Genomic DNA, 22,086 nt, shown 5'->3' with positions numbered 1-22,086 from the left:
GCGACGCGATGTCGCGAGGGCCATGACTTAGAGGGATTCCAATATTGTCTTTAGATCGATTCTAATTAATGGATGGAGGCGTTGATTGGAAAATGATGCGCGCCGCTTTGATCTTGCCGGCCGCGTCTTGCTCAGGCGCTGCGACACGCTGACCAGCCATGATGTCTCCTCGCGCACCAGGCGGAAGCCGAGATTGGCGGGCGGCACGCCTTGGGCGCAGCCGCCGGCGCGGGCGTCGCGGATGAAATCGGTGACATAGGCGCGGTGGGCGCCTTCGGCGATACGCACCCCGCAGTTCACGGTCGGGCGGCCGGCATTTCCGGCGTCGTCGACGCGCGAGCGCACGAAACAGCTCGAGGTCCACTCCCAGACGTTGCCGGCGAGATCTTCGACGCCGTGCTCGTTCGGGCCGAATTTGCCGAACGGATAGGCCGTGGTGTCGGTGAGGCCGCGTTCGGATTCACGCTCATAGCGGCTGATCCAGCGCTTCGAAGGGTCGCTTGCATCGACCGGCACACCATCATCCCTGAACCTGGAGCCGGCGGCAAATGCCCATTCCTCGTCGCTTGGCAGGCGGTAGTGCCGGCCGGTCTTGCGCGACAGCCAGCCTGCATAGGCTTCGGCGTCGTGCCAGCTCACCTGCACCGCGGGGCGATCGGGGGCGATCGCCACGTCACGGTCGAGCGCACGGCAGGCGCCATCCTTCACGCAAAGCTGATAGTCGGATGAGGAGACCTGATTCCGCATGATGTGCAGCGGACGGTCGATCCGGATCGTGCGCAGCGGCGCTTCCGCCTGCTGCCCGCCGCGGGTGAAGTCGCCGGCCTCACGATATGAGAAGCTGCCGGGGACGACCTCGACCATGGCCGGCTCGCCTCCCGCATTATGCGTCGCCATCTCGGAAACCAGAGGCGCAACGGCCAGCGGCCCCGCAAGCCCGGCCGCGCAGGCGAGCACCAGTTTGAGCTTGAATGCGATCAGCATGATGATCCCCCCGAAGGAAGAAGGGGCCGGTGATCAATCACCGGCCCCTTGTCGCGTCTAGTTGGTGCTGGCAGGCGGTATTTCGGCAGGGGCCTTCACCTGGGTCATCAGATCGTCGTTCCACTTGCCTTCGACCTTGAAGTGCGCGGTGGCGCCGAGATTGGCCGCCTCGATCAGATTGTGCGTGACATAGGCGTAGATGCCGGGCTGCTGGAATTTGTACAGCGCAGCTCCCGCCGACCCGCCGCGGATGAACCAGGTCTCGAGCCCGACCTCCGGTGCATTGCCGAACTTGCCGGTCTCCCAGACATAGTCGCCATGGCCGCCGATCAGATGCGGACGGCTGTCGCGGTTGGCCTGCGAATGCACGATCAGCACGTTCTCCCCGACCTTGGCGGTGAGCGCGTTCTTGCCGGTGAGCGCGCCGACCTTGCCGTTGAAGACGACATGGGTGGGGATCAGCTTGTTCATCACCTCTTCGGTCTCGGTGAAGGCTTCGCCGGGCGATTCGTAGGACTTGAAGTTGCCCTTCTCGTCGCGCGGCACGTACATGTCCTGCTCGCCGATATAGTAGACCTTGTCGTATTTCAGCGCTCGGCCCTTGCCGTCGTTCAGCCCGTCGCGCGGCAGCACCATCACGGCACCGTTCATGCCGGAGACGACGTGCCAGGGGATCATCGGGCCGCCCGGTGCGCAGTGATAGACGAACACGCCGGTCTTGGTCGCCTTCCAGCGCAGCACGACCTGTTCGCCGGGGTTGATGAGCGTGAGTTCGCCGCCGCCGAGCGCGCCGGTCGCGGAATGGAAGTCGATGTTGTGCGGCATGGTGTTGGTGGCGGGATTGACCAGCGTCAGCTCGACATAGTCACCCTCGTGCACGACCATGAGCGGTCCCGGCATCGAGCCGTTGAACGTCATCGCCTGGAAGGTGGTGCCCTTGTCGTCGATGACGACCTTCTTCTCCTGGACCGTCAGCTTGAACTCGACGATCTTGGGCCCCTGCGTCGTGGCCTGCTCGTGCGCGTGCACGAAAGGCGGAGCGACCAGCTCTACCTTCTGACGCGGCAGCTTGAGATCGCTGGCGGCGAAAGCCGGGGTCGCCAGCATCAGGGCGGTTGCGGCGGCGCTGATCAATGCGGCTCTGCGGGTGAACATCGGAAGCATCCTTCATGAAAAGGTTTTGATGACGGAATGCAGTGTGCGCCGATCGCGGCAAGCGTGGTTGCGCTGCGACAAGCTCCCGCCGGATTCACCTCCGCAACAGTACTTAGGTGCTCAGCGGAGCAGGATCGGTGACGCCACACGGATTGGCGGGCGTGACCGCAACCGCATCGGAGCTCAGCGGCAACTCGTTCGCATCTTGTACGTGGATTGCGATCCCGGCGGGACCGGCGTGTCCGGGCAGGGATGTCGGGAGGACCGCACCGGCAAAGGCCTTCGCGAAGAGGCGGCTAAAGCATGACCCGGAAAAGTGCGCGGCGGTTTTCCGAAAAGATCATGCTTGAACAATAACCCAAAGCGCGATGACGGTTCATCCTAATCGCACTTTAGGGGAGATACATGGCAAGCCCGACCGTTCCCCAGATCGCCAGCGACAGCACGACGAAGACGGCGATTGCTGCGGCCAGGGCGCGCACCACGCCGCTGGCGGCTGGTGTAGCCGGGGCCGGCCGGAAGTCGTCGAAACGCGGGATATGGCCGCGGACGTCGAGCAGGGAGAGAATGAGTTCGAGTGCAAGAAGCCTCATGGCTAGCGCTCCGGATGGCGACGCGAATTTCTCAAATCATGGCCGGGAACCGGCCGCCGCGCTTTGCGCGAGCGCAAAGTCGTTTCCGCGCATCCGGGTTAATTAACACGCATTCCGTGATTTGCCGTGATGTCTGCGCGCGGCAGAAATTTACGAATGGATAAGACATGAGAGCTGATCTTGCGGCGGTCTACGGCGAGGAACGTCTGCCACGCTACACGAGCTATCCGACCGCACCGCACTTTTCGCCCGCGATCGGTCCAGATACCTATGCTCGGTGGCTGGCGGAACTGCCGGCGGGCGCCAGCGCGTCGCTTTATCTGCACGTGCCGTTCTGCCGGGAGATGTGCTGGTACTGCGGCTGCCATACCCAGATCGTCCGCCGCGACGATCTCGTCGCCGGCTATCAGCGGACGCTGCGCAGCGAGATCGCGCTAACCGCCGAAACCATCGGCCGCCGCATCAAGGTCGAGCACATCCATTTCGGTGGCGGTACGCCGACGATCATGGCGCCGGAGGCTTTCGCCGAGTTGATGGCGACGATGCGCCAGAAATTCTTCGTGCTGCCTTCGGCCGAGATCGCGGTCGAGATCGATCCTCGCACATTGTCCGGCGACATGGTCGAGGCCATGCGGCTCTCCGGCGTCAACCGCGCGAGCCTTGGCGTGCAGAGCTTCGATCCCGTGGTGCAGAGGGCGATCAACCGCGTGCAGAGCTTTGAGCAGACCTCGTCCGTGGTCAACATGCTTCGCGGCGCGGGCATCGAGGGAATCAATTTCGACCTGATCTACGGCTTGCCGCACCAGACTGTCGCCTCGTGCCTGGACACCGTGCGGCGCAGCCTCGCGCTCGCGCCCAACCGCTTCTCGGTGTTCGGCTATGCTCATGTGCCTGATTTCAAGAAGCACCAGCGCATGATCAACGAGGCCGTGCTGCCCGACGGCCTTGCGCGCCACGACCAGGCCTGCGCGATCGCGAATGCCCTGAAGGAGGCCGGTTACGTGCAGATCGGGCTCGATCATTTCGCACGGCCCGACGATTCCATGGCCGTGGCGCTCGAGCAGCGGACGTTGCGGCGCAATTTTCAAGGCTATACCACCGACAAGAGTGAAGTCCTGCTCGGCTTCGGCGCGAGCGCGATCGGACATCTGCCCCAGGGCTATGTCCAGAACGAGGTGCAGATCGGCGCCTATGCCCAGAGCATCGCCGCCGGCCGCTTCGCCACCGCGAAGGGCTATGGGCTCACCGACGACGACCGGCTGCGCGCCGACATCATCGAACGCATCATGTGCGAGTTCGGTGCCGATCTCGGCGACATCTGCGCCCGTCATGGCGCAGAGGCCGGCGCGATGCTGAAATCGGCGGCCCGTCTGAAGCCGCTGATCTCCGACGGCGTCGTGCGATTGGACGGCGACCGACTCGCAGTCGCCAAGGATTCGCGCTTCCTGGTCCGCAGCGTCGCCGCCGCATTCGATGCGCATCTGGATCCCGGCAAGCAACTGCACAGCCGGGCGGTTTAGTTGCGCGAACCGCGAGCCCCGGGATGATGGCGGCGGAACTGGCAACAGCTTGCGCTTCAACAAAGAGGCTTCCGCTAGCTCCGCTATCGTCAATTCGGAACGGAGTTGTCCATGCCCTTCGGATCCGACGATCTGGTCGATGACATCATGCGCACGGCGCCGCACACGATCCGCGTGTTTCTCGCCTTCAGGATGGCCTGCGTCGGCTGTCCGATCGCGACCTTCCACACCGTGGATGATGCCTGCCGCGAGCATGGCATCGAGCGCGACAAATTCCTCGCTGCATTGAGCGATTGCGTGCCGGCGTGAAACGGTCTGGAATCGCGCGGGCGCGCGCGTTCCCGGATGAGGGAGCGTTTTCGCCGTAAGCGGAAGCGCCCCTCATCCCTTCAGCGGAGGCATCCCGGCGTCGGCTCTCACGCCGCGCCGCCGTCGGCATTCCGCTCCGCCAGCACGACGATCTTGTGCGGCTCGCGCAGGATGATGCGCTGGCGGCCGCTCTCCACGAGGCCTTGGCTCTCCCAGCCGCTCAGGATGCGGCTGACGGTGTGCAGCGTGGTGCCGGTCATCTGCGCGATGTCCTGGCGGCTGATCGGGAAGTCGATCTCGATGCCGTGGTCGAGCTTCTTGCCGGACTGCTTGGCGAGGCGAAGCAGCGCGTGCGCGATGCGCTGCTCGACCTGCTGGGTCGACATTTCCAGAATGCGGGTGTGACTCTCCTGAAGCCGGGTGCCGACGGTCTGGAGCGTGTTGGCGGCAAGCGCCGGAAACCGCTCGATCAACCGAGGCCAGGCCGAGGTCGGCCAGATCAGCACCACGCTGTCGTCGACCGCCATCGCCGTCGCCGGATAACGCGCGGCTCCGATCGCCATCGCGAGCCCGAATGTTTCGCCGGGCGCGACATAGCGTACCACGATCTGCTCACCGGTCGGCGTGGTCTTGGCCGCGCGGACATGGCCGTGCAACAGCAGGAAGAAGGACTGCGCGTCGGCCCCCTGCTCGAAGATGGCACTGTTCTTGGAAAAGCGGGCCGAGCGGGCCTCACGCAGGATCTCGTCCAGAGCTTCCGGCGTCATCCCCGCAAACAGCGGCAAATGCGCAACCAGCGATGTGTCGACCTTGGCCATTCTGCCTCCTTGGCGCTCGGGAGTGTGATGGCACCTGCAATCGTCCTGGTGTTTGCGGTAACGCAAAACGGGCCGGGTCGGGCGGCGGTATTTTTCCAAACAACGATCTGAATTGATTGGAGTTGACGCCATGGCTGGCGCCCGATCCCGTAACTTTGCGGGCTGGCCGCTGTTCGCGAACAGCTTTCGGCCCTTTTTCCTGCTCGCCGCGATCCAGGCGGCGCTGTCGATCCTGGCCTGGCTGCCGATGTTCTATGGCGAATTGTCCGTGAGTTCCGCATTCGGGCCACGTGACTGGCACATCCACGAGATGCTCTATGGCTTCCTGCCGGCCGTCATCACCGGGTTCCTGTTCACGGCCATCCCGAACTGGACGGGGCGGCTGCCGATCCAGGGCATGCCGCTGGGGGCGCTGCTGATGGTCTGGCTCGCCGGGCGCATCGCCGTGACGATGTCGGCCGATATCGGCTGGGCGTTTGCGCTGATCGTCGATGCCGCCTTCCTGGCATTGGTCGTCGCGGCCGCGATGCGCGAGATCATCGCAGGCGGCAACTGGCGCAACCTGCCCGTGGTGGGGCTGGTGCTCGTTCTGCTCGCCGGCAACGTCGCTTTTCATGTCGAAACGCATGAGCAGGGCGCGGCCGATGTCAGCATCCGCGTCGGCATCAGCGTGGTCATTCTTCTGATTACGTTGATCGGCGGCCGCATCATCCCAAGCTTCACCCGTAACTGGCTGGTCAAGTTCAATCCCGGCCGACTGCCCGTGCCGTTCGGACGCTTCGACGGCGCCGTGATCGGATGTAGCGCGGTCGCGCTCGTCTCATGGATCGTGGCGCCGTCGAATGCCGTCACGGGTGTCCTGATGGCACTTGTCGGTGGGCTGCACTTGGTGCGGCTTGCACGCTGGGCCGGAGATCGCACCTTCCGCGAGCGGCTGCTCGTGATCCTGCATGCCGGCTACGTCTTCGTGCCGTTCGGTTTCATCCTGCATGCCCTCGCGGTTTTCGGTGTGCTGCCGCCAAGCGCCGGCATCCACGCCTGGATGGCAGGTGCGGCGGGAACCATGACGCTCGCGGTCATGACCCGCGCGAGTCTCGGCCACACCGGACAGGCGTTGACGGCTTCGCCGGCGATCCAGGGCATCTATGCTGCGATCATCATCGCGGCTCTGGCCCGGATCGCCGCCGTCGTGTTGCCCGCACATGGCGATGTGTTGTTGCACATCGCCGCCTGCGGCTGGATCGTCGCTTTCCTCGGATTTGCCATCGCGTTCGGCCCGCTGCTCGCCGGCAGCCGGTGGCGTGGCCTCGCCACGATGGGCGTGCCCGCTCCCGCACGCTGAACTCAAGCTGCAGTCGCCGTGGGCGCTGCCGTGACGGGCCGGACGCCCTTGCGCCACTCGGTGATGGTGCAGCCGAACCGGCTGCGGAACCAGCGCGCCATGGCGCTCTGCGCGGAGAAGCCAAGCTGCATCGCGATGTCAGCCAGCCGCCGGCCGGGAGCGTCGATCAACTGGATCACGAGATCGGCGCGTTGCGCGTCCAGGATGGCCGAGAAGCTGGTGCCCGATGCTGCGAGGCGGCGGTGGATGGTGCGGCGGGTGCAGGCGAGATGCTCGGCGACGCGCTCGATCGTGCAGTCGCCGCCGGCAAGGAGGAGACGTACGACCTCGTCGACCTTCTGCTCCCAGCTTGCGGGCCGTGTTTCGATCGCCTCGATCCGCTTGCGGAGATAGCTCGCAATCAGCGGATGCGCGCTCGGGATCCGACGTTCCATATCATGCGCGGACAAGACGATCGCGTCATCCCTCGCGTTGAAGATCACGCGGCAGCCGAAGAATTCGCGATAGCGCTTGCGATCGTGCGGCGGCGGATGATGCAGGTGCACCTCCCGCGGCCGCCAGTCATGCCCGAACAGCGACTGGATGGTGCGGTGGACGCTGCCGAGCGCCACGTCGATCGACTGCCGCGGCGCGCTCGGTTTCCGGCCGCGCAGATGCATCGTGATGGTCACGGTCTGCTTGCTGCGCGCAACGTCCAGCCGCATGCCATCGTGATGGATATGGATGAAGCGCGAGAACGCATCGATCGCCTCGCCGACGGTCGCTTGCTCGCGCACGATCAAGCCGACCGTGCCGAAATTGGTCAGGCCGCCGCGCTCGGCGAGACGCAAGCCGAAATCTTCGGCGCCGGACGCCTCCGCGGACGATTCGAGCAGACGGCGCAGGCCGGCGACGGCAATGGGCGTGTCGGGCTTGTCGAGGCAGGCTGGCGGCAGCCTGGCCTTGCGCATCATCTGCCTGGGGTCGAGCCCGACCGACCGGGCGACCTCCGGATAATAACTCAGGCTCGAGCTGCGAATGAGGTCGGTCATGCGAACCGTTCCTGCCAGCTGCTCCCGCAGATGTCCCGAAATGTAAAATTTCTGTCCCGGTCCGTCAAATCCAGGAACCCTGCGGAACATACATAGGGGAAACCGAAGCACGGGCGTGAATGCCGTGTTTACGACGGCGTGGCAGGGCGATGGAGCCCGCTACCGTCTCAGGCCTTTTGACCAAGACATTGCTGGATCGGGATCATGCCGGGAAACATGCTTTCCAAGGGTGAGATATTCGTCATCGACACCGACGCTGCCTCCCGCGAACAACTTTCGACCGCGCTCCAGCAGAACGCCTACGAGGTGATCTGTTTCGCCGACGGTGCATCCCTCTTGTCCGCCGCGAGGGCGCGGATGCCGGCCTGCGTGCTGCTGGAGCTGCCGCCCGATCGGTCCGGCCTCGACGTGCTCAAGCGGCTGCGCGGGGAGAACTGCATGGCGCCCGTGCTGGTGACGTCGGCGAACGGCAGCATTGCCATGGCCGTCGACGCCATCAAGAGCGGAGCGGCCGATTTCATCGAAAAGCCGTTCCGCACCCACGACATCGTCGGCCGGATCGATGCCGCCATCGACGAATTCGCGCAACCCGGCGCGAGCCGGCAACGCTGGCTGACAGGCTGCGAGCCCCTGACCGCGCGCGAGGGCGACGTGCTCGAGCATCTCGCCGCCGGCCTCACCAACAAGGAGATCGCCCGGCGGATGCATCTGAGCGCGCGGACGGTCGAGGGCTACCGCGCCAGCATCCTGAAGAAGGCCGGCGCCCGCAACGTGACCGATCTGCTCCGGCGCATCTTCGGCCAGGGTTCACCCACGCAGGCCTGAGGCTCCGCCGAGGCCGCGCGTCGATGCGTTCCGCGGCCATGCTGCTGCCGCGGCTGCGCCCCAAGGAAACCCCAATCGAACCAGTTCCTTCCCCGCCGCGTCTCATCACGATGGCGAGGCATTTCATCGCGCGCGTCCGGCTGGCGGCGCGGCGATACCGGCAGGAGGGACTTTATGCGCATCACCGCAAAATGGTTGGCAACCACGAGCCTGGTCCTGGTGACCACGGCCGTTGCATCGTCGTCATGGGCGGCCAACGTGGACGCCACGTCGGCGATCGATACGGTCACCGTCTATCCCGACGGCGCAACCGTCACCCGCGTCATTTCGTTGGATCTCGCCTCCGGGGACTCGACGCTGGTCGCCAGGGATTTTCCGCTCTCGCTCGATCCGTCGTCCCTCCGGGTCGAAGGCGAGGCGGGCACCAAGCTCACGATCGGCACGATCGACGCGCGGCCGCCAAGGGCGGCGCAGCCGGCCAACCTCCCCGAGCTCGACAAGCGCATCGAAGCACTGAGAGATCAGCGGGCCGATCTGCAAGGTGCGATCGACTCTGCCGACGCCCGGCGTAAATTTGCGCAGCATTTTGCTGAAGCCTCCCCGGCCGGCCTCGGCGAGAAGGGCGAGGCGCGGCCGATCACCGAATGGCGGGCGGCGTTTGCGGCGGTTGCCGAGGAGATTGCGACCGCTGACACCGCAATCCGCGATGCCACGCGAAAACAGCGCGAGATCGATCGACAGATCGCGCAACTGGAAGCCGAGCGCTCGGCCAAGCCGCCGAGCAAGCTGGAAGTGCGGATCGACGTCGCCTCGGCGGCTGCGACCAAAGCGACATTGCGGGTGACCTACGCCGTGCGCAACGCGCGCTGGGTGCCGCTCTACGACGCCCGGCTCGACACCGGCGCCAAGGATCGCAAGCCGCAGCTCGAGTTCGTCCGCCGCGCCGAGGTCACGCAGTCGACCGGCGAAGACTGGTCGAACGTGACGCTCGGCGTCTCCACGGTCCGCATCGGCCGCGGCGGCAGCGCGCCGGAGCTGAACTCGCTGGTCGCGCAATATCCGCAAGTGCCGAGGCCCCTTGCGCTCGGCAGCGCCTCGGACCTGGCGCGGCCCGCGCCAACCGCCCGCCAGCGTTCGGCACAGTTCGAGCCCATGTCCAAGGTCGCAGAGGCGACCGAGCGCGCCGACGAGCAACAGGCCGTCGCCGAGATCGGCGATTTCCAGGCCACCTTCAGAATTCCCGGCCGCGTCAGCCTCGGCGCCGCCGAGGGTGCCAAGAGCCTGCGCATTGCTTCCATGACCGTGCCCGCCGATCTCGCGGTTCGCGCGGCCCCGGTGATGGATCCGACCGCCTTCCTCGAAGCCAGCTTCAAGCAGACCGACGATGCCAGTCTCTTGCCGGGCAAGGTCGCGATCTACCGCGACGGCACCTTCGTCGGCCGCGGCAAGATCACGGCGTCCGCCAAGGACGACATCGTGCGGCTCGGCTTCGGCGCCGACGACAAGGTCAGAATCGAGCGCGCCGTGCTCAAGCGCAACGAGGGCTCGGCCGGCCTGCTCGTGACGACGTCGAAGACCGACGAGCGTTCGTTCAAGACCACGATCCGCAATGGCCATGATTTCCCGATCAAGGTCGCGATCGAGGATCAGCTGCCGGTCAGCGAGAACGAGGACATCGTCGTCGAGATGCTGCCCTCGAGCACCCAGCCGACCGCGAGCAACATCCGCGACAGGCGCGGCGTGCTGGAATGGTCGTTCGACGCCAGGCCCGGCGAGGTCAAGGACATCAACTTCGCCTGGCGCATCCGCTGGCCCAAGGACAAGAGCATGGTGATCGTGCCGGCGGGGTGAGGCGGAAGGACCGTGCCGCGGTCTCTCTTAACCTCTCCCGCCTGCGGGAGAGGTCGGCGCGAAGCGCCGGGTGAGGGTTCTCTCCTCTTGGGGCTTCTCGCGTGCGGAGACACCCTCTCCCCGGCCCTCCCCCGCAAGCGGGGGAGGGAGCGTACCTTCACCGCGAGGGCGAGCTCGCCCGCATCGACTGCGGCAATACAAATGGCACGCCATCGGCCTGATGGACGACGGCGTCGATCTCGAAAATATCGCGGATGATCTCGCGTGTGACGACCTCCGCGCGCGGCCCGTCGGCGACGAGCCGGCCGCCATTCAGCACGATCAGCCGGTCGGCGAAGCGGATCGCGAGATTGAGATCGTGCAGGATCGCGATGACGGCGGTGCCGGCCGCCGCGCGGCGGCGCGCCGCTTCGACGAGGTCGATCTGGTGACGCAGATCGAGGCTCGAGGTCGGCTCGTCCAGCAGCAAAAGCCCGGGGCCGTGCTCGGCCTCGCCGCAGGCGAGCTGCACCAGCACGCGGGCGAAATGGGCGCGCTGCTGCTCGCCGCCTGACAGCGTCGGCAATTGCCGTTCGCGGAAATGTGCGAGGCCGACCTCGTTCAGGGCGGAGTCGACGAGTGATCCAGTGTCGCGCAGGCTGCGCTCGCCTGCTCCCATCAGCACGATCTCCTCGACCGTGAACGGGAAGGTGACGTTGATGTGCTGGGACAGCATCGCACGGCGCGCGGCAAGCTCGCGCGGCGTGAAGCTGCCGATGTCGCGCTGCTTCAGGCGCACCTCGCCTGCGCTCGGGCGAAGATCGCCGGAGAGCAGCCGCAGCAGCGTCGACTTGCCGGCGCCGTTCGGGCCGATGACGGCGACCATCTCGCCCGCCGCAACCGTCAGGCCGACGCCATCGAGCAGCGTCGCGCGGCCGGCGCGCTTGCCCAGCGCTCGTGCCTCGATCACCGCGTTCATAGCGAGCCGAGCCCGCGCTGCCGCAACAGGATGAAGAGAAACACGGGTGCGCCGATGGCGGCGGTCAGGATGCCGATCGGCATCTCCGCCGGCGCCACGATGGTGCGCGCCAGCGTGTCGGCGCCGACCATCAGGATGGCGCCTGATAGCACCGAGGCCGGCAGCAGCAGGCGATGCGCCGGCCCGATCACGAGGCGGAGCAGATGCGGCACGACGATGCCGACGAAGCCGATGACGCCGCTGATCGACACCGCGACGCCGGTCATGGCGGAGACCATGACGATCGAGATCCGCTTCAGGCGCTCGACGTCGACCCCGCCGTGGAAGGCGTCGGCCTCGCCGAGCACCAGCAGATCGAGACCGCGCGCGATGAAGGCGCAGGCGGCCAGCCCGATGACGAGGATCGGCGCGAGGACGGCGGCCTTGGTCCAGGTCGCGCCGCTCATCGAGCCGAGCATCCAGAACGTGATGTCGCGCAGCTGGCGGTCGTCGGCGATGAACACCAGGAGGCCGATGCCCGCGTTGGCGATCGCGGTGATGGCGACGCCGGCGAGCAGGAAGATCGCAATCGAGGTCCGCCCCGATCGGCCGGAGATGCCGTAGAGGATTGCGGTGGTCGCCAGCGATCCCGCGAAGGCTGCGATCGGCAACAGTTCGGTCTGGAGAAAGCGCAGCGCCTCGCCGAAGCGTGAATCGGTGAAGACGATCGCGCTCGCGGCTGCGAGCGCGCCGCCGCTGGAGACGCCGACCAGGGCGGGATCGGCGAGCGGATTGCGAAACAGCCCCTGCATGATCGCGCCGGCCGCGGCAAGCAGGCCGCCGACCATCGCGGCTGCCGCGATCCGTGGAACGCGGATCGACCACAGAACGAGCTGGTCGCGAACCGTCATGGCAGTGCTTTCGCCGGCAAGGCCCAGCGCCGCAGGCAGGCGGGAGAGGGGGATACCCGCGGCGCCGACGGTCAGCGCGACGATCGCCGTCACCGCGAGCACCGCGATCAGGACAGGAATCGCGAAGGATGCAGACCGCCGTCTGGCGCTTCGTCGCGGGCTCCGTGCGTCGATCCGGACCGCCAAGCTCATTGCCGGCAGTTCGCCGCCGACAGGGCCGACGTGAACGCGCCGCCCTGGTCGGCCAACGCCGGATAGAGCTTGACGGACAGATCACGCGCTGCCGCCGCCGTCCGCGGCCCGAAGCCGAGCAGATAGAGCCCGTCCATGGTGATGAAGCTCTTGCTGGCCGCGACCGGCGTCAGCGCAAAACCGGGATGGGCATAGACCGCGTCGGCCTGAAGTGACTCCTTGCCGCGCTCGATCGACAGCACGAATTCGGGCCTGGCCGCCACGATCGCCTCGTCGCTGATGATCTTGTAGCCGTCGTAATCGTCCACCGCATTGGTCGCGCCCGCGAGCTGGATGATCTCGTCCGCCGCGGTCTTGCGGCCGGCCACCATCGCCCGCCCGTTCTGGAGCGACATCACGAACATCACGCGCACCGGCTTCGTCACCCTGGCGCGCAGTGCGCGGAGCTGCGCAAGGTCGGCGCCGACAGCTGCGCTCAGACATGCGGCACGCGCATCGACACCCATGGCGTGGCCGACCAGCTTGATTTTTTCGATCAGGCCTTCCTCGGAGAAGGTCTCAGGCACCAGCACCAGCGGCACCTTGGCCGTCTCCAGGATCTCCATGGTCTCGCGTGGACCCGATCCCTGGATCGCCAGGATCAGGGTGGGGTTGAGGCCCAGCACGCCTTCGGCCGAGATCTGGCGCATGTAGCCGACATTGGGTTTGTCGCGCAGCGCCGCCGGCGGATAGAGACTCGTCGTATCGACGCCGACCAGCCGGCTCTCCAGCCCGAGTGCATAGAGGATCTCGGTGATGGCGCCGCCGATCGAGACGGTGCGCGCGAAGTCGTTCACGGCGACCTCGCGATTGCGCGCATCATGTACGGTGATGCCGGCCTCGTGCGCGGCAGACGCGAGCGCGATCGTGCCGGCGAGCAGGACATGAGCGAAAGTGCGACAAAATGCCATTGCGCTTCACTTCGTCAGGATCAGCTTGTTCTGCGAGGTCAGGCGCAGGCGATAGCTGTCCTCGCCATGCGCGATGATGATCTCGCGCTCGGCCGCAAACAGCTCGCGGCTGTCGATCCGGCTCCCTCGCATGGTGAGGGTTCTCGTTGTTGCGGAAGGGCTTCCTGCCGGCCCTGCCGCGCCGCCGCTGTCTCCGGATGATGCTGACATTGTCGTCGTGGTGCGCTTTCGAAGTTTCAGATCTAGCTTGTCCTGTATAAGCGGCGCGAGGCGCATTCCAACGGCGGCAATTTACAATCGATATAAACTGCAATCAGTTGTCATTGACCGTCGGAGTGTTGCCACGTAACCAATTGTGGCAGCGGGGTGACGTCCCCGCGGTTTGAGAAGATCAGCCAGCCAGTCGTTCGCGTTGCGAACGCGCGCCAGCCAAGAGACTCCAAAATTAAAGCGAAGGGCAGGCTGGGGCTGATATGGCTGACGGGGCTAGGTATTCGCGCGCCCTGATTTTGGGCGCGTCGGTGGTTTCATTTGCAGCATTGGTGACGGAGAGCAGTCTCGCGCAGACCGCATCGCCGCAAGCCGAAAGCGCCTCGTCGGAGCGGCCGAAGCAGGCAAAGCGCAAGCTGGCCAAGCCGCAGGCGGCGCAGCAGGCAACGCCAGACGTCATGAATGCGCACGCGCAAGCGGGCGGTACTCCACCCGTGCAGACGCTCGATACCATCACGGTCGCCGCGACCAAGACCCCGGAGCGGGCGATCGATGCGCTCGCGCCCGTCAGCTCGATTTCGCTGGACAAGATCCAGGGACTCCAGCCGAACCGGCTGTCGGACATCTTCTACGCCATTCCCGGCGTGTCGTTTCAGGAGCGCGGCGACGATCCCGCGACCGTCATCAACATTCGCGGCTTGCAGGATTTCGGGCGCGTCGCAGTCGTCGTCGATGGCGCGCGGCAGAACTACCAGCGCACCGGCCACAACGCCAACGGCTCCTTCTTCCTCGATCCTGAATTGATCGGCGGGGTCGACGTCGTGCGCGGACCGACCGCCAACATCTACGGCTCCGGCGCGATCGGCGGCCTGGTCTCGTTCCGCACCAAGGACATCAACGATGTGCTGCGCCCCGGCGAGCGCTGGGGCGTCGATCTCTCGGGCTCCTACGGGTCCAACAACAATCGCGGCCTCGGCTCGGTGTTCGGCGGCGTGCGCGCCACGCCCGACGTCGATATCTTCGGCGGCGCTGTCTACCGCACGCAAGGCAATTACAAGGACGGCAACGGCACCGAGATCGGCAACACCGGCAACCAGGTCGAGGCCGGGTTGATGAAGCTCACGGTGCGGCCGGCCCTCGGTCACGAGGTCAAGTTCGGCGCCGTCTTCCAGGACTATCAATACGATATCGGCCAGTTCAACCGCGGTCCGGTGGTAACAGCGGCGCAGCGCGCGCTCTATCAGGGCTCGTCGGTCTACGCCTCCGATGCGAAGAACTACACCGGGACCATCACCTGGAACTATTCGCTGCCGAGCGACAATCTGTTCGACTGGCACATGTCGATCTACGGCAATCGCGTCGACAACGACCAGACCAAGACCTATCACTATTCCACGTCCGGCGGCGCCTATTGCGGGACGGGCAATTTCGGCAACAACATTTCGGGCTGTGTCGGCGACAAGCGCGGCTATGTCCTCGATACCTACGGCATCGACGTCAACAACACCACGCGCTTCAATGTGGGCGACTGGCGCAACGCAGTCACCTGGGGCATCGACGCCTTCCAGGACGACGTGATCACGACCGACAGCCGCGGCAATTCCAACATCACGACGCCGAGCGGCATACGCACCGTCTCGGGCGGTTTCCTTCAGCTGAAGCAGAACTACGGCACCTGGTTCGAGGCGGTGAGCGCGATCCGCTATGACCGCTACGACCTTGATTCCGGCAGGACCAGCGCCGGCGGCGACCGCTTCTCGCCGAAGATCACGCTCGGCGTCACGCCGGTTCCGGGCTTCCAGCCCTATGTCAGCTACGCCGAGGGCTATCGCGCGCCGTCGATCACCGAGACCGTGATCTCCGGCGCGCATGCGACGGGTGGCGGGCCGGCTTTCTTCCCCTGTCCTGACGGCACCGTCGGCCTGTTCTGCTTCCTGCCCAACCCGAACCTTCGTCCCGAGGTCGGCAAGAACAAGGAGGTCGGCTTCAACCTGAAGTACGACAACATCTTCAGCGCCAACGACTCGTTTCGCGGCAAGATCAATCTCTTCCGCAACGATGTCAGCGACTACATCGACCTCGTCGCTTCGGCGCCGGTCGCGGTGCCGCCGTTCGGATCGTTCAGCCAGTACTATCAGTACCAGAACATCGCCAATGCCCGCATCGAGGGCTTCGAGGCGGAGACGATGTACGATGCCGGCAGCTGGTTCATCGGCGTAGCGGGGCACTACATCAAGGGCAAGAACGTCCAGACCAATATCGGGCTCGCGACCATCACCCCGACCAAGGTCGTCACCACCGGCGGCGTCCGCCTGCTCGATCGCGCGCTGATCCTGTCGGCGCAGTGGGCGTCGTACGGCCCCAACAACGACGTGCCGGCCAACTATATCCGCTCGACCGGCTACGATCTCGTCAATTTGTACCTGACCTACAATGCGACCAGGGACATCGTGATCTCGGCCTCGATCGACAATCTCTTGAACCAGTACTACCGGCCTTACGCCATTCCCGGCAGCTCGACCGACGGCACGTCGCAGAACGACGTGCTGTGGTCGAGCCCGGGTCCGGGCAGAGTCTACAAGGCCGGAATGAAGATCCACTTTGGAGGTGCGTAAGCCGGCCGGCCCCGCAGCTCCACAACCTCCGCCGGGCTGCGCTGATGTTCCAGCGCGGCATCGGCGCGTTTTCGTCTTGATAGCAAGGAGAGACCTTTATGTTCATCGCTATGAATCGCTTTCAGGTGAAACCCGGCTCGGAAGCCGCGTTCGAAACCGTCTGGCGGACGCGCGAGTCCTATCTCGGCAGCATGGCGGGCTTCGTCGAATTCCATCTGCTCAAGGGGCCGGTCGCCGAGGACCACACGCTGTATTCCTCGCACACGGTGTGGATCGACAAGGCTGCCTTCGAGGCCTGGACGCGCTCGGAGGAATTCCGCCGCGCCCATGCGCGGGCCGACAACAAGACCGGCGAGAGCCTCTATCTCGGTCATCCCAAGTTCGAAGGGTTCGAGGTCATCATGACCGAGCGCAAGGCGAGCGCGGCCGCCTAGATCGCGGCCGATCACAAAAGGGAGCCGGACATGCCGAGCACCGATCTCAAGGCGTATATGGCCGACAATCCCGGCGCGGTGATCGAGGACGTCGCGCGCGAGCGCAAGGTCACCCCGCGCGCGGTGATCGAGGCGCTGCCGTCTGCCATGATGCGCATCGGGGGCGGCGAGCACTTTGCGGCCGTCATGCAGGACATCGCGGCATGGGGCGAGGTCACCCTCATCGTGCACACGGATGATGCGATCTTCGAGTTCACGGGCCCAATTCCCGCGGGGGAGATCGGCCGCGGCTATTTCAACCTGATGCAGCCGAAGGGATTGCACGGCCATCTCCGCCACGAGCGGTGCGCGGCCGTTGCTTTCGTCGAGCGCCCCTTCATGGGCAAGACGTCCGCCTTCGTCGCCTTCGTCAACGCCGATGGCGGCATCATGTTCAAGGTGTTTGTCGGCCGGGACGAGACCCGGGCGCTACGCGGAGACCAGTTGGCGCGGTTTCGGCAACTTGCGGACCGGATCGCGGCCGCCGCAGCGGCGTAGCTCGCCTCAATTCGTCGGGAGATCGGGATGCTGTGCAATTCCAGGCTTCGGCATGCAATCCTAGCCATCGCGCTGGCGCTAGCGCCGGCACCCGCCTTCGCGATCGAGCAGGCCCTGTTGCCGCGCAATCTGTCGCCCTGGGGCATGTTCGTCAGCGCCGACATCATCGTGAAGACGGTGATGGTCGGGCTCGCCATCGCCTCGCTGGTGACGTGGACGGTGTGGCTCGCCAAGACCATCGAGTTGCGCCGCAAGGGCTCGCTCGCCCTGCGGCGGACGCGCGGCCTCGAGGGCAACATGACGCTGGCCGAGGCATCCGCAAGAGCTGGCGACGCGCGCGACGCTGTTGCTCAGCTCATCCAGTCCTGCGCCAGGGAAGCGGAGCTCTCGGGCGACGGCCTGCAGGAGCGCGTCGCGCTGCGGCTGGAGCGGGTCGAGGCGGCGATGTCGCGGCAGATCGCGCGCGGCACCGGCGTGCTCGCGACCATCGGCGCCACCGCGCCGTTCGTCGGCCTGTTCGGCACTGTCTGGGGCATCATGAATTCCTTCATCGGCATCTCCGAGAGTCACACTACCAGCCTTGCAGTGGTCGCGCCGGGCATCGCGGAAGCGTTGCTCGCGACCGCGCTCGGTCTCGTCGCCGCTATCCCGGCGGTCGTGATCTACAATCATCTCGTCCGCGGCATTGCCAATTACCGCGCCCTGCTCGGCGACGCCTCGGCGCAGCTCATGCTGCTGGTCAGCCGCCAGCGCGACCACGGCCATCTCCGCCTGGCGCGGGCTGCGGAGTAGGCCATGGTCACCAAGCTCGGCGCACGTTCGCCATCGCTGCTCGCGCGCGGTGACTCGGGCGATCTCGACGTTACCCACGAGATCAATGTCACGCCGTTCATCGACGTGATGCTGGTGCTCCTGATCATCTTCATGGTGGCGGCTCCGCTTGCCACCGTCGACATCGGCGTCGATCTACCGGCCACCGCGGCCGAACCGGCGCCGCGGCCCGACAAGCCGGTCTTCGTCACCGTCAAGCCGGATCTTTCGATCGCGGTGGGTGAAGATATCGTGGGTCGCGACGCGCTCGGCAGCTCGCTCGATGCTGCCACCAAAGGCCGCAAGGACGAGCGCATTTATCTGCGCGCCGACAAGGCCGTTTCCTATGGCGACCTGATGGAGGTGATGAACGCCTTGCGCAATGCCGGCTATCTCAAGGTCGCGCTGGTCGGCCTCGACGGACGCAGCTGATGGCCGCGAACGCCTTCGCCCTGCACGAGCCGCTCGGCGAGCACGAGGGCGCGCGCTGGGGTGTCTCGGCGGCCGTGATCGTGGCGTTGCACGTGGCTGCCGCGCTGCTTGCGGCGAGCTGGCTCAAGTCGCAGCCCGAGCAGGGCGTCAGCCTGCCCGCGATCATGATCGACATGGCCCCGGTGACCTCGGCGCCGCAGCCGACGCAGGACGACCTCGCCCCGGGGCCGGTCATGCAAGAGGCCGACGCCTCACCGCCCGAACCCGTCCAGCAGCAGGCCGTCGAGGAGACGATCGCGCCGACGCCGCCGCAGGAGCAGCCGGATGTCGTGGCGCCGCCGGAGCGGAAGCTGGAGCCGACACCGGCCAGGCCCGAGCCGGCGAAGATCGTGCCGGTCGAAACGCCTGCCGCAGTGAAGCCGAAAGTGGTTCGCCGCGAGGCGAAGAAGCCGTCGGAGGCGACGCCCGCGCCGCGCAACAGTGCGCCGCCGCGCGCCGAGCGCGAGGCGCCGATGGCATCCGCCATGAGTGCGGGCGCAATGGCCTCCGCGATTGCATCCTACAATCAACGCGTCCGCGCGCACCTGATGCGCTTCCATCAATATCCGTCAGGTGGGGGCGGCCAGCGCGGCGTCGCGAGGCTGAGCTTCACCCTCAGCCGTAGCGGGCAAGTCACGTCCAGCCGCCTCGGCGGCTCGTCCGGCGTCGCCGCCTTCGACGCGCAGGCCATGGCGATGATCCGCCAGGCCTCGCCGTTCCCGCCGATCCCGGACGAGATCAAGAACGGTTCGATGAGTTTTACGATTCCGGTGGAGTTTACGGTGAGGTGACGTGCCATCCCCGCAAACTCAGCCGTCGTCCCGGACAAGCGTCAGCGCAGATCCGGGACCCATGGCACGGGGCGTAAATTGACGAAGATCGGAGACTCCGATCTCGTGCGGCAACTGCTCCCTGTGGCTGGGTCCCGGCTTTCGCCGGGACGACAGCGGGCTTGTTGCGTCTGAAGAGCAAGCGATCTGCTACTTCGCCTTCAGGAAATCCGCGACCTCGAGCAGCACGAACTCGTTGTCGTCGGCCTTGTTGGGATCGCGGCTGGAGGAGAACGGCAGGTTGTTGTCGTTGCCGACGATGATATGGGTGTCGTCGACGCGATCGACGTTCTCGATGGTGAAGAACGGGAAGGTGTAGACGCCGTCGTTGAGCGGCTTCCGCGCCTTCTTGTCGGGATCCCTGATCTTCATCAGGTCGATATAGCCGATCTTGCGCACGGGCTTGCCGACATTGGCGTCGGAGAGCTCGATCTTGTAGACGCGCTTGAACTTGGCGAGGTCAGGGAAGCAATTCTCGCCGCGGGTGCCTTGCGGGCAGGCCTTGTCGGCCGTGCCTTCGCCATTGTCGCGCTCGATGATGAGGCCAGAGGCCTGATCGATCATGTTGAAGTCGCCGATGGCGTTACCGTTCTGCTCGAACACATACTGCCAGTAGCGGCCGGTGAACTTCTCCGCGGCGACGTCGAACTCGAGGATGCGGGCGGCCTCCTTGCCGTCGACCTTCTCCCAGTCCTTCTTCTCGGCATCCCACAGCGGTCCTTCGAGCAGGCCGTAGAGGAACTTGCCGTCTTTCGACGAGGCGAAGCCCTCATAGCCCTTGGAGCGGCGGAGATTGACGTTGGTGTAGGTCGCGCCCGGCGCACCCGGCGTCGCGACGGCCCAATTGTCCGGCGAGCGCACCGGCTTGCCGTCGGCAACCGTATCGAACACGCCGAGGATCTTGCCCGACTTGTCGGCCTTCAGGATATAGGGGCCGAACTCGTCGCCGATCCAGAAGGTGTCGCCGACGATCTGGAAGCCTTCGGTGTCGAAATCGGAGCCGGTGAGATAGCGCTTCTGGCTATCCTCATGCACGATGCGGAAGGGCACCTTCTTGTCGGGATCGTGCAGGAAGATGGTCTCCTGTCGCTCGATCTTGCCGCTCGCCCAATCCATCTTGTAGCGGTTCAGGTACAGCATCGAATCCGGCGAGTTGGCGCGCGCGCCCATGCCGTTGTCGGTGATGACCCAGAAGCTACCGTCGGGCATGGTCTTGATGCCCGAATTCCCCTGGAGCGGCTGGCCCTTGAACGGCAGCGACACGCCGGTCGGTCGCTCGTAGGATTTGCCCATGACGGTGCCAAGCGCGTCGACCCGCTTGCCGGTGGTATATTTGCCCGGGGTCTTGAGATCGGCGGGTGCGTCGGCCGGCGCGTCGATGAACGACTCGGCCGGCATCACCACGTGGCCGGCGAGCTTGGCCGGGAATTCGCCTTCGCCCTGCGCCATCGCAGAACTGGCGGTGAGAATGATCGTTGCGACGGTGCTGAGAAAAGTCGCGCGCATGTGCGTCTCCTGTTGGTGGACGCACGCCTTATGCGGACGGCACGTTGCAGTTTTGTGAAGCCGGGCCAAAGGCCGCAGGCCCGGCTACTGCTTGGCGGCGAGGAGATCGGAATCGGGTTCGGTGACACGTGATCCGATCTCGTTGCGCCTCAGGCCATCTTGCGAGCGAGGAAATCGCGGATCAGGGGCGTTACCTCGTCGAACCTGTCCTCGAGCAGGAAGTGGCCGGAGTTGATGAGATGAAACTCCACCTGGGGAAGGTCGCGCTTGTAAGGATGGGCGCCGTCGGCCGGAAAGATGAAATCATTCTTGCCCCACACGATCAGCGTCGGCGGCTTGTGCTTGCGGAAGTAGGCCTGCACTGCCGGGTATAGCGGCAGATTGGTCCGGTAGTCGTAGAACATGTCCAGTTGGATCTCGTTGTTGCCGGGCCGGTCCAGCAGCGCCTGGTCGTGGACCCAGTTGTCGGGCGAGATGCGGCTTACGTCGGACATGCCGTCGGTGTACTGGAATTTGGTCGTCTCCAGCGTCAGCAGCTTCATCAGCGCCTGACGGCTGCTGTCTGACCCGTCGGCCCAGTATTGCTTGATCGGATTCCAGAACTCCTTCAGTCCTTCGTCGTAGGCGTTGCCGTTCTGGACGATGAGGCCGCTGATGCGCTCGGGATGTTTGAGCGCCAGCCGCCAGCCGACTGGCGCGCCGTAGTCCATGACGTACATTGCGTAGCGCTTGACGCCAAGCTGGTCGAGCAGACCATCGACGAGCTCGCCGAAACGATCGAACGTATACTTGAATGTCGCGCGCGGCGGCATGTCGCTTTGCCCGTAGCCCGGGTAGTCGGGCGCGATCACGTGGTACCGGTCGGCCAGCGCCGGAATCAGGTTGCGGAACATGTGCGACGAAGTCGGAAAGCCGTGCAGCAGCAGCACCACGGGTGCATCCTTCGGCCCTGCCTCCCTGTAGAAGATCTTGATCCCGTCGACGGTCCTGGTCCGATGGTACGTGACCGGATAGCCCGCGGCTCCGGCGTGATCGCGTTGCGGTTTCGCCGCGGCAGCCGGCGTAGCCGCGGCCACGGCAACTCCGGACAAGCCAAGGACGAGGTGTCGGCGATCGAGGCCGGCTGATGGGCGTGTGATGTTCTCGGTACTCATGTCGATCTCCCAGTCAAAATCGGTGATGATTGTATTCGTCGGTATCCGCAGGCCCGGCGCAGCATTCTGCGATGACGTCGTCAAAGCGGCCGGCGGACTTG

At 65.5% G+C, this 22,086-nt stretch carries 22 protein-coding genes; 11 read left to right on the top strand and 11 right to left on the bottom strand.

From position 1 onward, the window contains the following. Positions 1-27: 27 nt before the first annotated feature. From AC1RQP_RS08945 to AC1RQP_RS08935, 3 genes are all read right to left on the bottom strand, one after another. Positions 28-984 carry an SUMF1/EgtB/PvdO family nonheme iron enzyme gene (locus tag AC1RQP_RS08945; protein WP_492936654.1) on the bottom strand — a complete coding sequence of 319 codons (957 nt, stop codon included), beginning with the start codon at positions 982-984 and terminating at the stop codon, positions 28-30. Between the two features lie 57 nt (positions 985-1,041). After that, entirely contained in the window at positions 1,042-2,139 is a 1,098-nt protein-coding gene (nirK, locus tag AC1RQP_RS08940; RefSeq protein ID WP_239627042.1) for a copper-containing nitrite reductase, read from the bottom strand. A gap of 392 nt (positions 2,140-2,531) precedes the next feature. Then, positions 2,532-2,732 (bottom strand): hypothetical protein, encoded by a 201-nt coding sequence (locus AC1RQP_RS08935; protein WP_239627041.1) that lies wholly within the window; start codon positions 2,730-2,732, stop codon positions 2,532-2,534. Between the two features lie 167 nt (positions 2,733-2,899). Here AC1RQP_RS08935 and hemN point away from each other — a divergent pair, with 167 nt between their 5' ends. Next, entirely contained in the window at positions 2,900-4,252 is a 1,353-nt protein-coding gene (hemN, locus tag AC1RQP_RS08930) for an oxygen-independent coproporphyrinogen III oxidase (RefSeq protein ID WP_492936653.1), read from the top strand. 111 nt (positions 4,253-4,363) lie between these two features. Continuing rightward, on the top strand, positions 4,364-4,561 hold the full coding sequence (locus AC1RQP_RS08925; protein WP_131873994.1) for a DUF1858 domain-containing protein: 198 nt from the start codon (positions 4,364-4,366) through the stop codon (positions 4,559-4,561). A gap of 107 nt (positions 4,562-4,668) precedes the next feature. Here AC1RQP_RS08925 and AC1RQP_RS08920 read toward each other — a convergent pair whose 3' ends face one another. Next, complete coding sequence (locus AC1RQP_RS08920; RefSeq protein ID WP_492936652.1) at positions 4,669-5,379, bottom strand: Crp/Fnr family transcriptional regulator; 711 nt, start codon at positions 5,377-5,379, stop codon at positions 4,669-4,671. A 130-nt stretch (positions 5,380-5,509) separates the two neighbouring features. Between AC1RQP_RS08920 and AC1RQP_RS08915 the strand changes: the two genes are divergently transcribed. After that, entirely contained in the window at positions 5,510-6,721 is a 1,212-nt protein-coding gene (locus AC1RQP_RS08915) for an NnrS family protein (protein WP_492936651.1), read from the top strand. Positions 6,722-6,723: 2 nt separating this feature from the next. On the opposite strand, the gene AC1RQP_RS08910 is transcribed toward AC1RQP_RS08915, so the two are convergent. Further along, a complete protein-coding gene (locus tag AC1RQP_RS08910; RefSeq protein ID WP_492936650.1) occupies positions 6,724-7,752 on the bottom strand; it encodes an AraC family transcriptional regulator in 1,029 nt (342 codons plus the stop codon). 204 nt (positions 7,753-7,956) lie between these two features. Between AC1RQP_RS08910 and AC1RQP_RS08905 the strand changes: the two genes are divergently transcribed. Both AC1RQP_RS08905 and AC1RQP_RS08900 read left to right on the top strand, forming a co-directional pair. After that, on the top strand, positions 7,957-8,577 hold the full coding sequence (locus tag AC1RQP_RS08905) for a response regulator transcription factor (protein WP_061880802.1): 621 nt from the start codon (positions 7,957-7,959) through the stop codon (positions 8,575-8,577). Positions 8,578-8,751: 174 nt separating this feature from the next. Then, a complete protein-coding gene (locus AC1RQP_RS08900) occupies positions 8,752-10,428 on the top strand; it encodes a mucoidy inhibitor MuiA family protein (RefSeq protein ID WP_492936649.1) in 1,677 nt (558 codons plus the stop codon). Positions 10,429-10,585: 157 nt separating this feature from the next. On the opposite strand, the gene AC1RQP_RS08895 is transcribed toward AC1RQP_RS08900, so the two are convergent. The 4 genes from AC1RQP_RS08895 to AC1RQP_RS08880 are packed head-to-tail and all read right to left on the bottom strand — an operon-like array spanning position 10,586 to position 13,628. After that, positions 10,586-11,386 carry a heme ABC transporter ATP-binding protein gene (locus AC1RQP_RS08895; RefSeq protein ID WP_492936648.1) on the bottom strand — a complete coding sequence of 267 codons (801 nt, stop codon included), beginning with the start codon at positions 11,384-11,386 and terminating at the stop codon, positions 10,586-10,588. Further along, positions 11,383-12,468: a FecCD family ABC transporter permease gene (locus AC1RQP_RS08890; RefSeq protein WP_492936647.1), complete on the bottom strand. Its 1,086-nt coding sequence runs from the start codon at positions 12,466-12,468 to the stop codon at positions 11,383-11,385. The genes AC1RQP_RS08895 and AC1RQP_RS08890 overlap by 4 nt, the downstream gene beginning before the upstream one ends. Then, on the bottom strand, positions 12,465-13,418 hold the full coding sequence (locus AC1RQP_RS08885; protein WP_492936646.1) for a heme/hemin ABC transporter substrate-binding protein: 954 nt from the start codon (positions 13,416-13,418) through the stop codon (positions 12,465-12,467). Before AC1RQP_RS08885 ends, AC1RQP_RS08890 begins: the two co-directional genes overlap by 4 nt. 6 nt (positions 13,419-13,424) lie before the next feature. Beyond that, the gene (locus AC1RQP_RS08880) at positions 13,425-13,628 is read right to left on the bottom strand and encodes a hemin uptake protein HemP (protein ID WP_492936645.1); all 204 of its coding nucleotides are present in this window, start codon (positions 13,626-13,628) and stop codon (positions 13,425-13,427) included. A 263-nt stretch (positions 13,629-13,891) separates the two neighbouring features. Between AC1RQP_RS08880 and AC1RQP_RS08875 the strand changes: the two genes are divergently transcribed. The 6 genes from AC1RQP_RS08875 to AC1RQP_RS08850 all read left to right on the top strand — a co-directional run bounded on the left by AC1RQP_RS08875 (position 13,892) and on the right by AC1RQP_RS08850 (position 19,286). After that, the gene (locus AC1RQP_RS08875; RefSeq protein WP_492936644.1) at positions 13,892-16,243 is read left to right on the top strand and encodes a TonB-dependent hemoglobin/transferrin/lactoferrin family receptor; all 2,352 of its coding nucleotides are present in this window, start codon (positions 13,892-13,894) and stop codon (positions 16,241-16,243) included. 98 nt (positions 16,244-16,341) lie between these two features. Next, complete coding sequence (gene hmuQ, locus AC1RQP_RS08870; RefSeq protein ID WP_028182336.1) at positions 16,342-16,677, top strand: heme-degrading protein HmuQ; 336 nt, start codon at positions 16,342-16,344, stop codon at positions 16,675-16,677. A 30-nt stretch (positions 16,678-16,707) separates the two neighbouring features. After that, positions 16,708-17,214, top strand: coding sequence for a heme utilization cystosolic carrier protein HutX (gene hutX / locus AC1RQP_RS08865; protein ID WP_492936643.1), 507 nt, complete (start codon positions 16,708-16,710; stop codon positions 17,212-17,214). Positions 17,215-17,241: 27 nt separating this feature from the next. Further along, complete coding sequence (exbB, locus tag AC1RQP_RS08860; RefSeq protein WP_492936642.1) at positions 17,242-18,006, top strand: tonB-system energizer ExbB; 765 nt, start codon at positions 17,242-17,244, stop codon at positions 18,004-18,006. Positions 18,007-18,009: 3 nt separating this feature from the next. Further along, positions 18,010-18,456, top strand: a complete 447-nt coding sequence (gene exbD / locus AC1RQP_RS08855; RefSeq protein ID WP_492936641.1) for a TonB system transport protein ExbD — start codon at positions 18,010-18,012, stop codon at positions 18,454-18,456. After that, a complete protein-coding gene (locus tag AC1RQP_RS08850; RefSeq protein ID WP_492936640.1) occupies positions 18,456-19,286 on the top strand; it encodes an energy transducer TonB family protein in 831 nt (276 codons plus the stop codon). The genes exbD and AC1RQP_RS08850 overlap by 1 nt, the downstream gene beginning before the upstream one ends. Positions 19,287-19,475: 189 nt before the next feature. Here AC1RQP_RS08850 and AC1RQP_RS08845 read toward each other — a convergent pair whose 3' ends face one another. Continuing rightward, the gene (locus tag AC1RQP_RS08845; RefSeq protein WP_492936639.1) at positions 19,476-20,831 is read right to left on the bottom strand and encodes an esterase-like activity of phytase family protein; all 1,356 of its coding nucleotides are present in this window, start codon (positions 20,829-20,831) and stop codon (positions 19,476-19,478) included. Between the two features lie 149 nt (positions 20,832-20,980). Next, complete coding sequence (locus AC1RQP_RS08840) at positions 20,981-21,985, bottom strand: alpha/beta fold hydrolase (protein ID WP_492936638.1); 1,005 nt, start codon at positions 21,983-21,985, stop codon at positions 20,981-20,983. Positions 21,986-22,086 lie beyond the last annotated feature (101 nt).

The sequence above is a fragment of the Bradyrhizobium sp. GW821-FHT13H06 genome (assembly GCF_058803975.1).
Note: the sequence above shows the minus strand (reverse complement) of the source record. Positions and strands in the feature narration are given on the sequence as shown.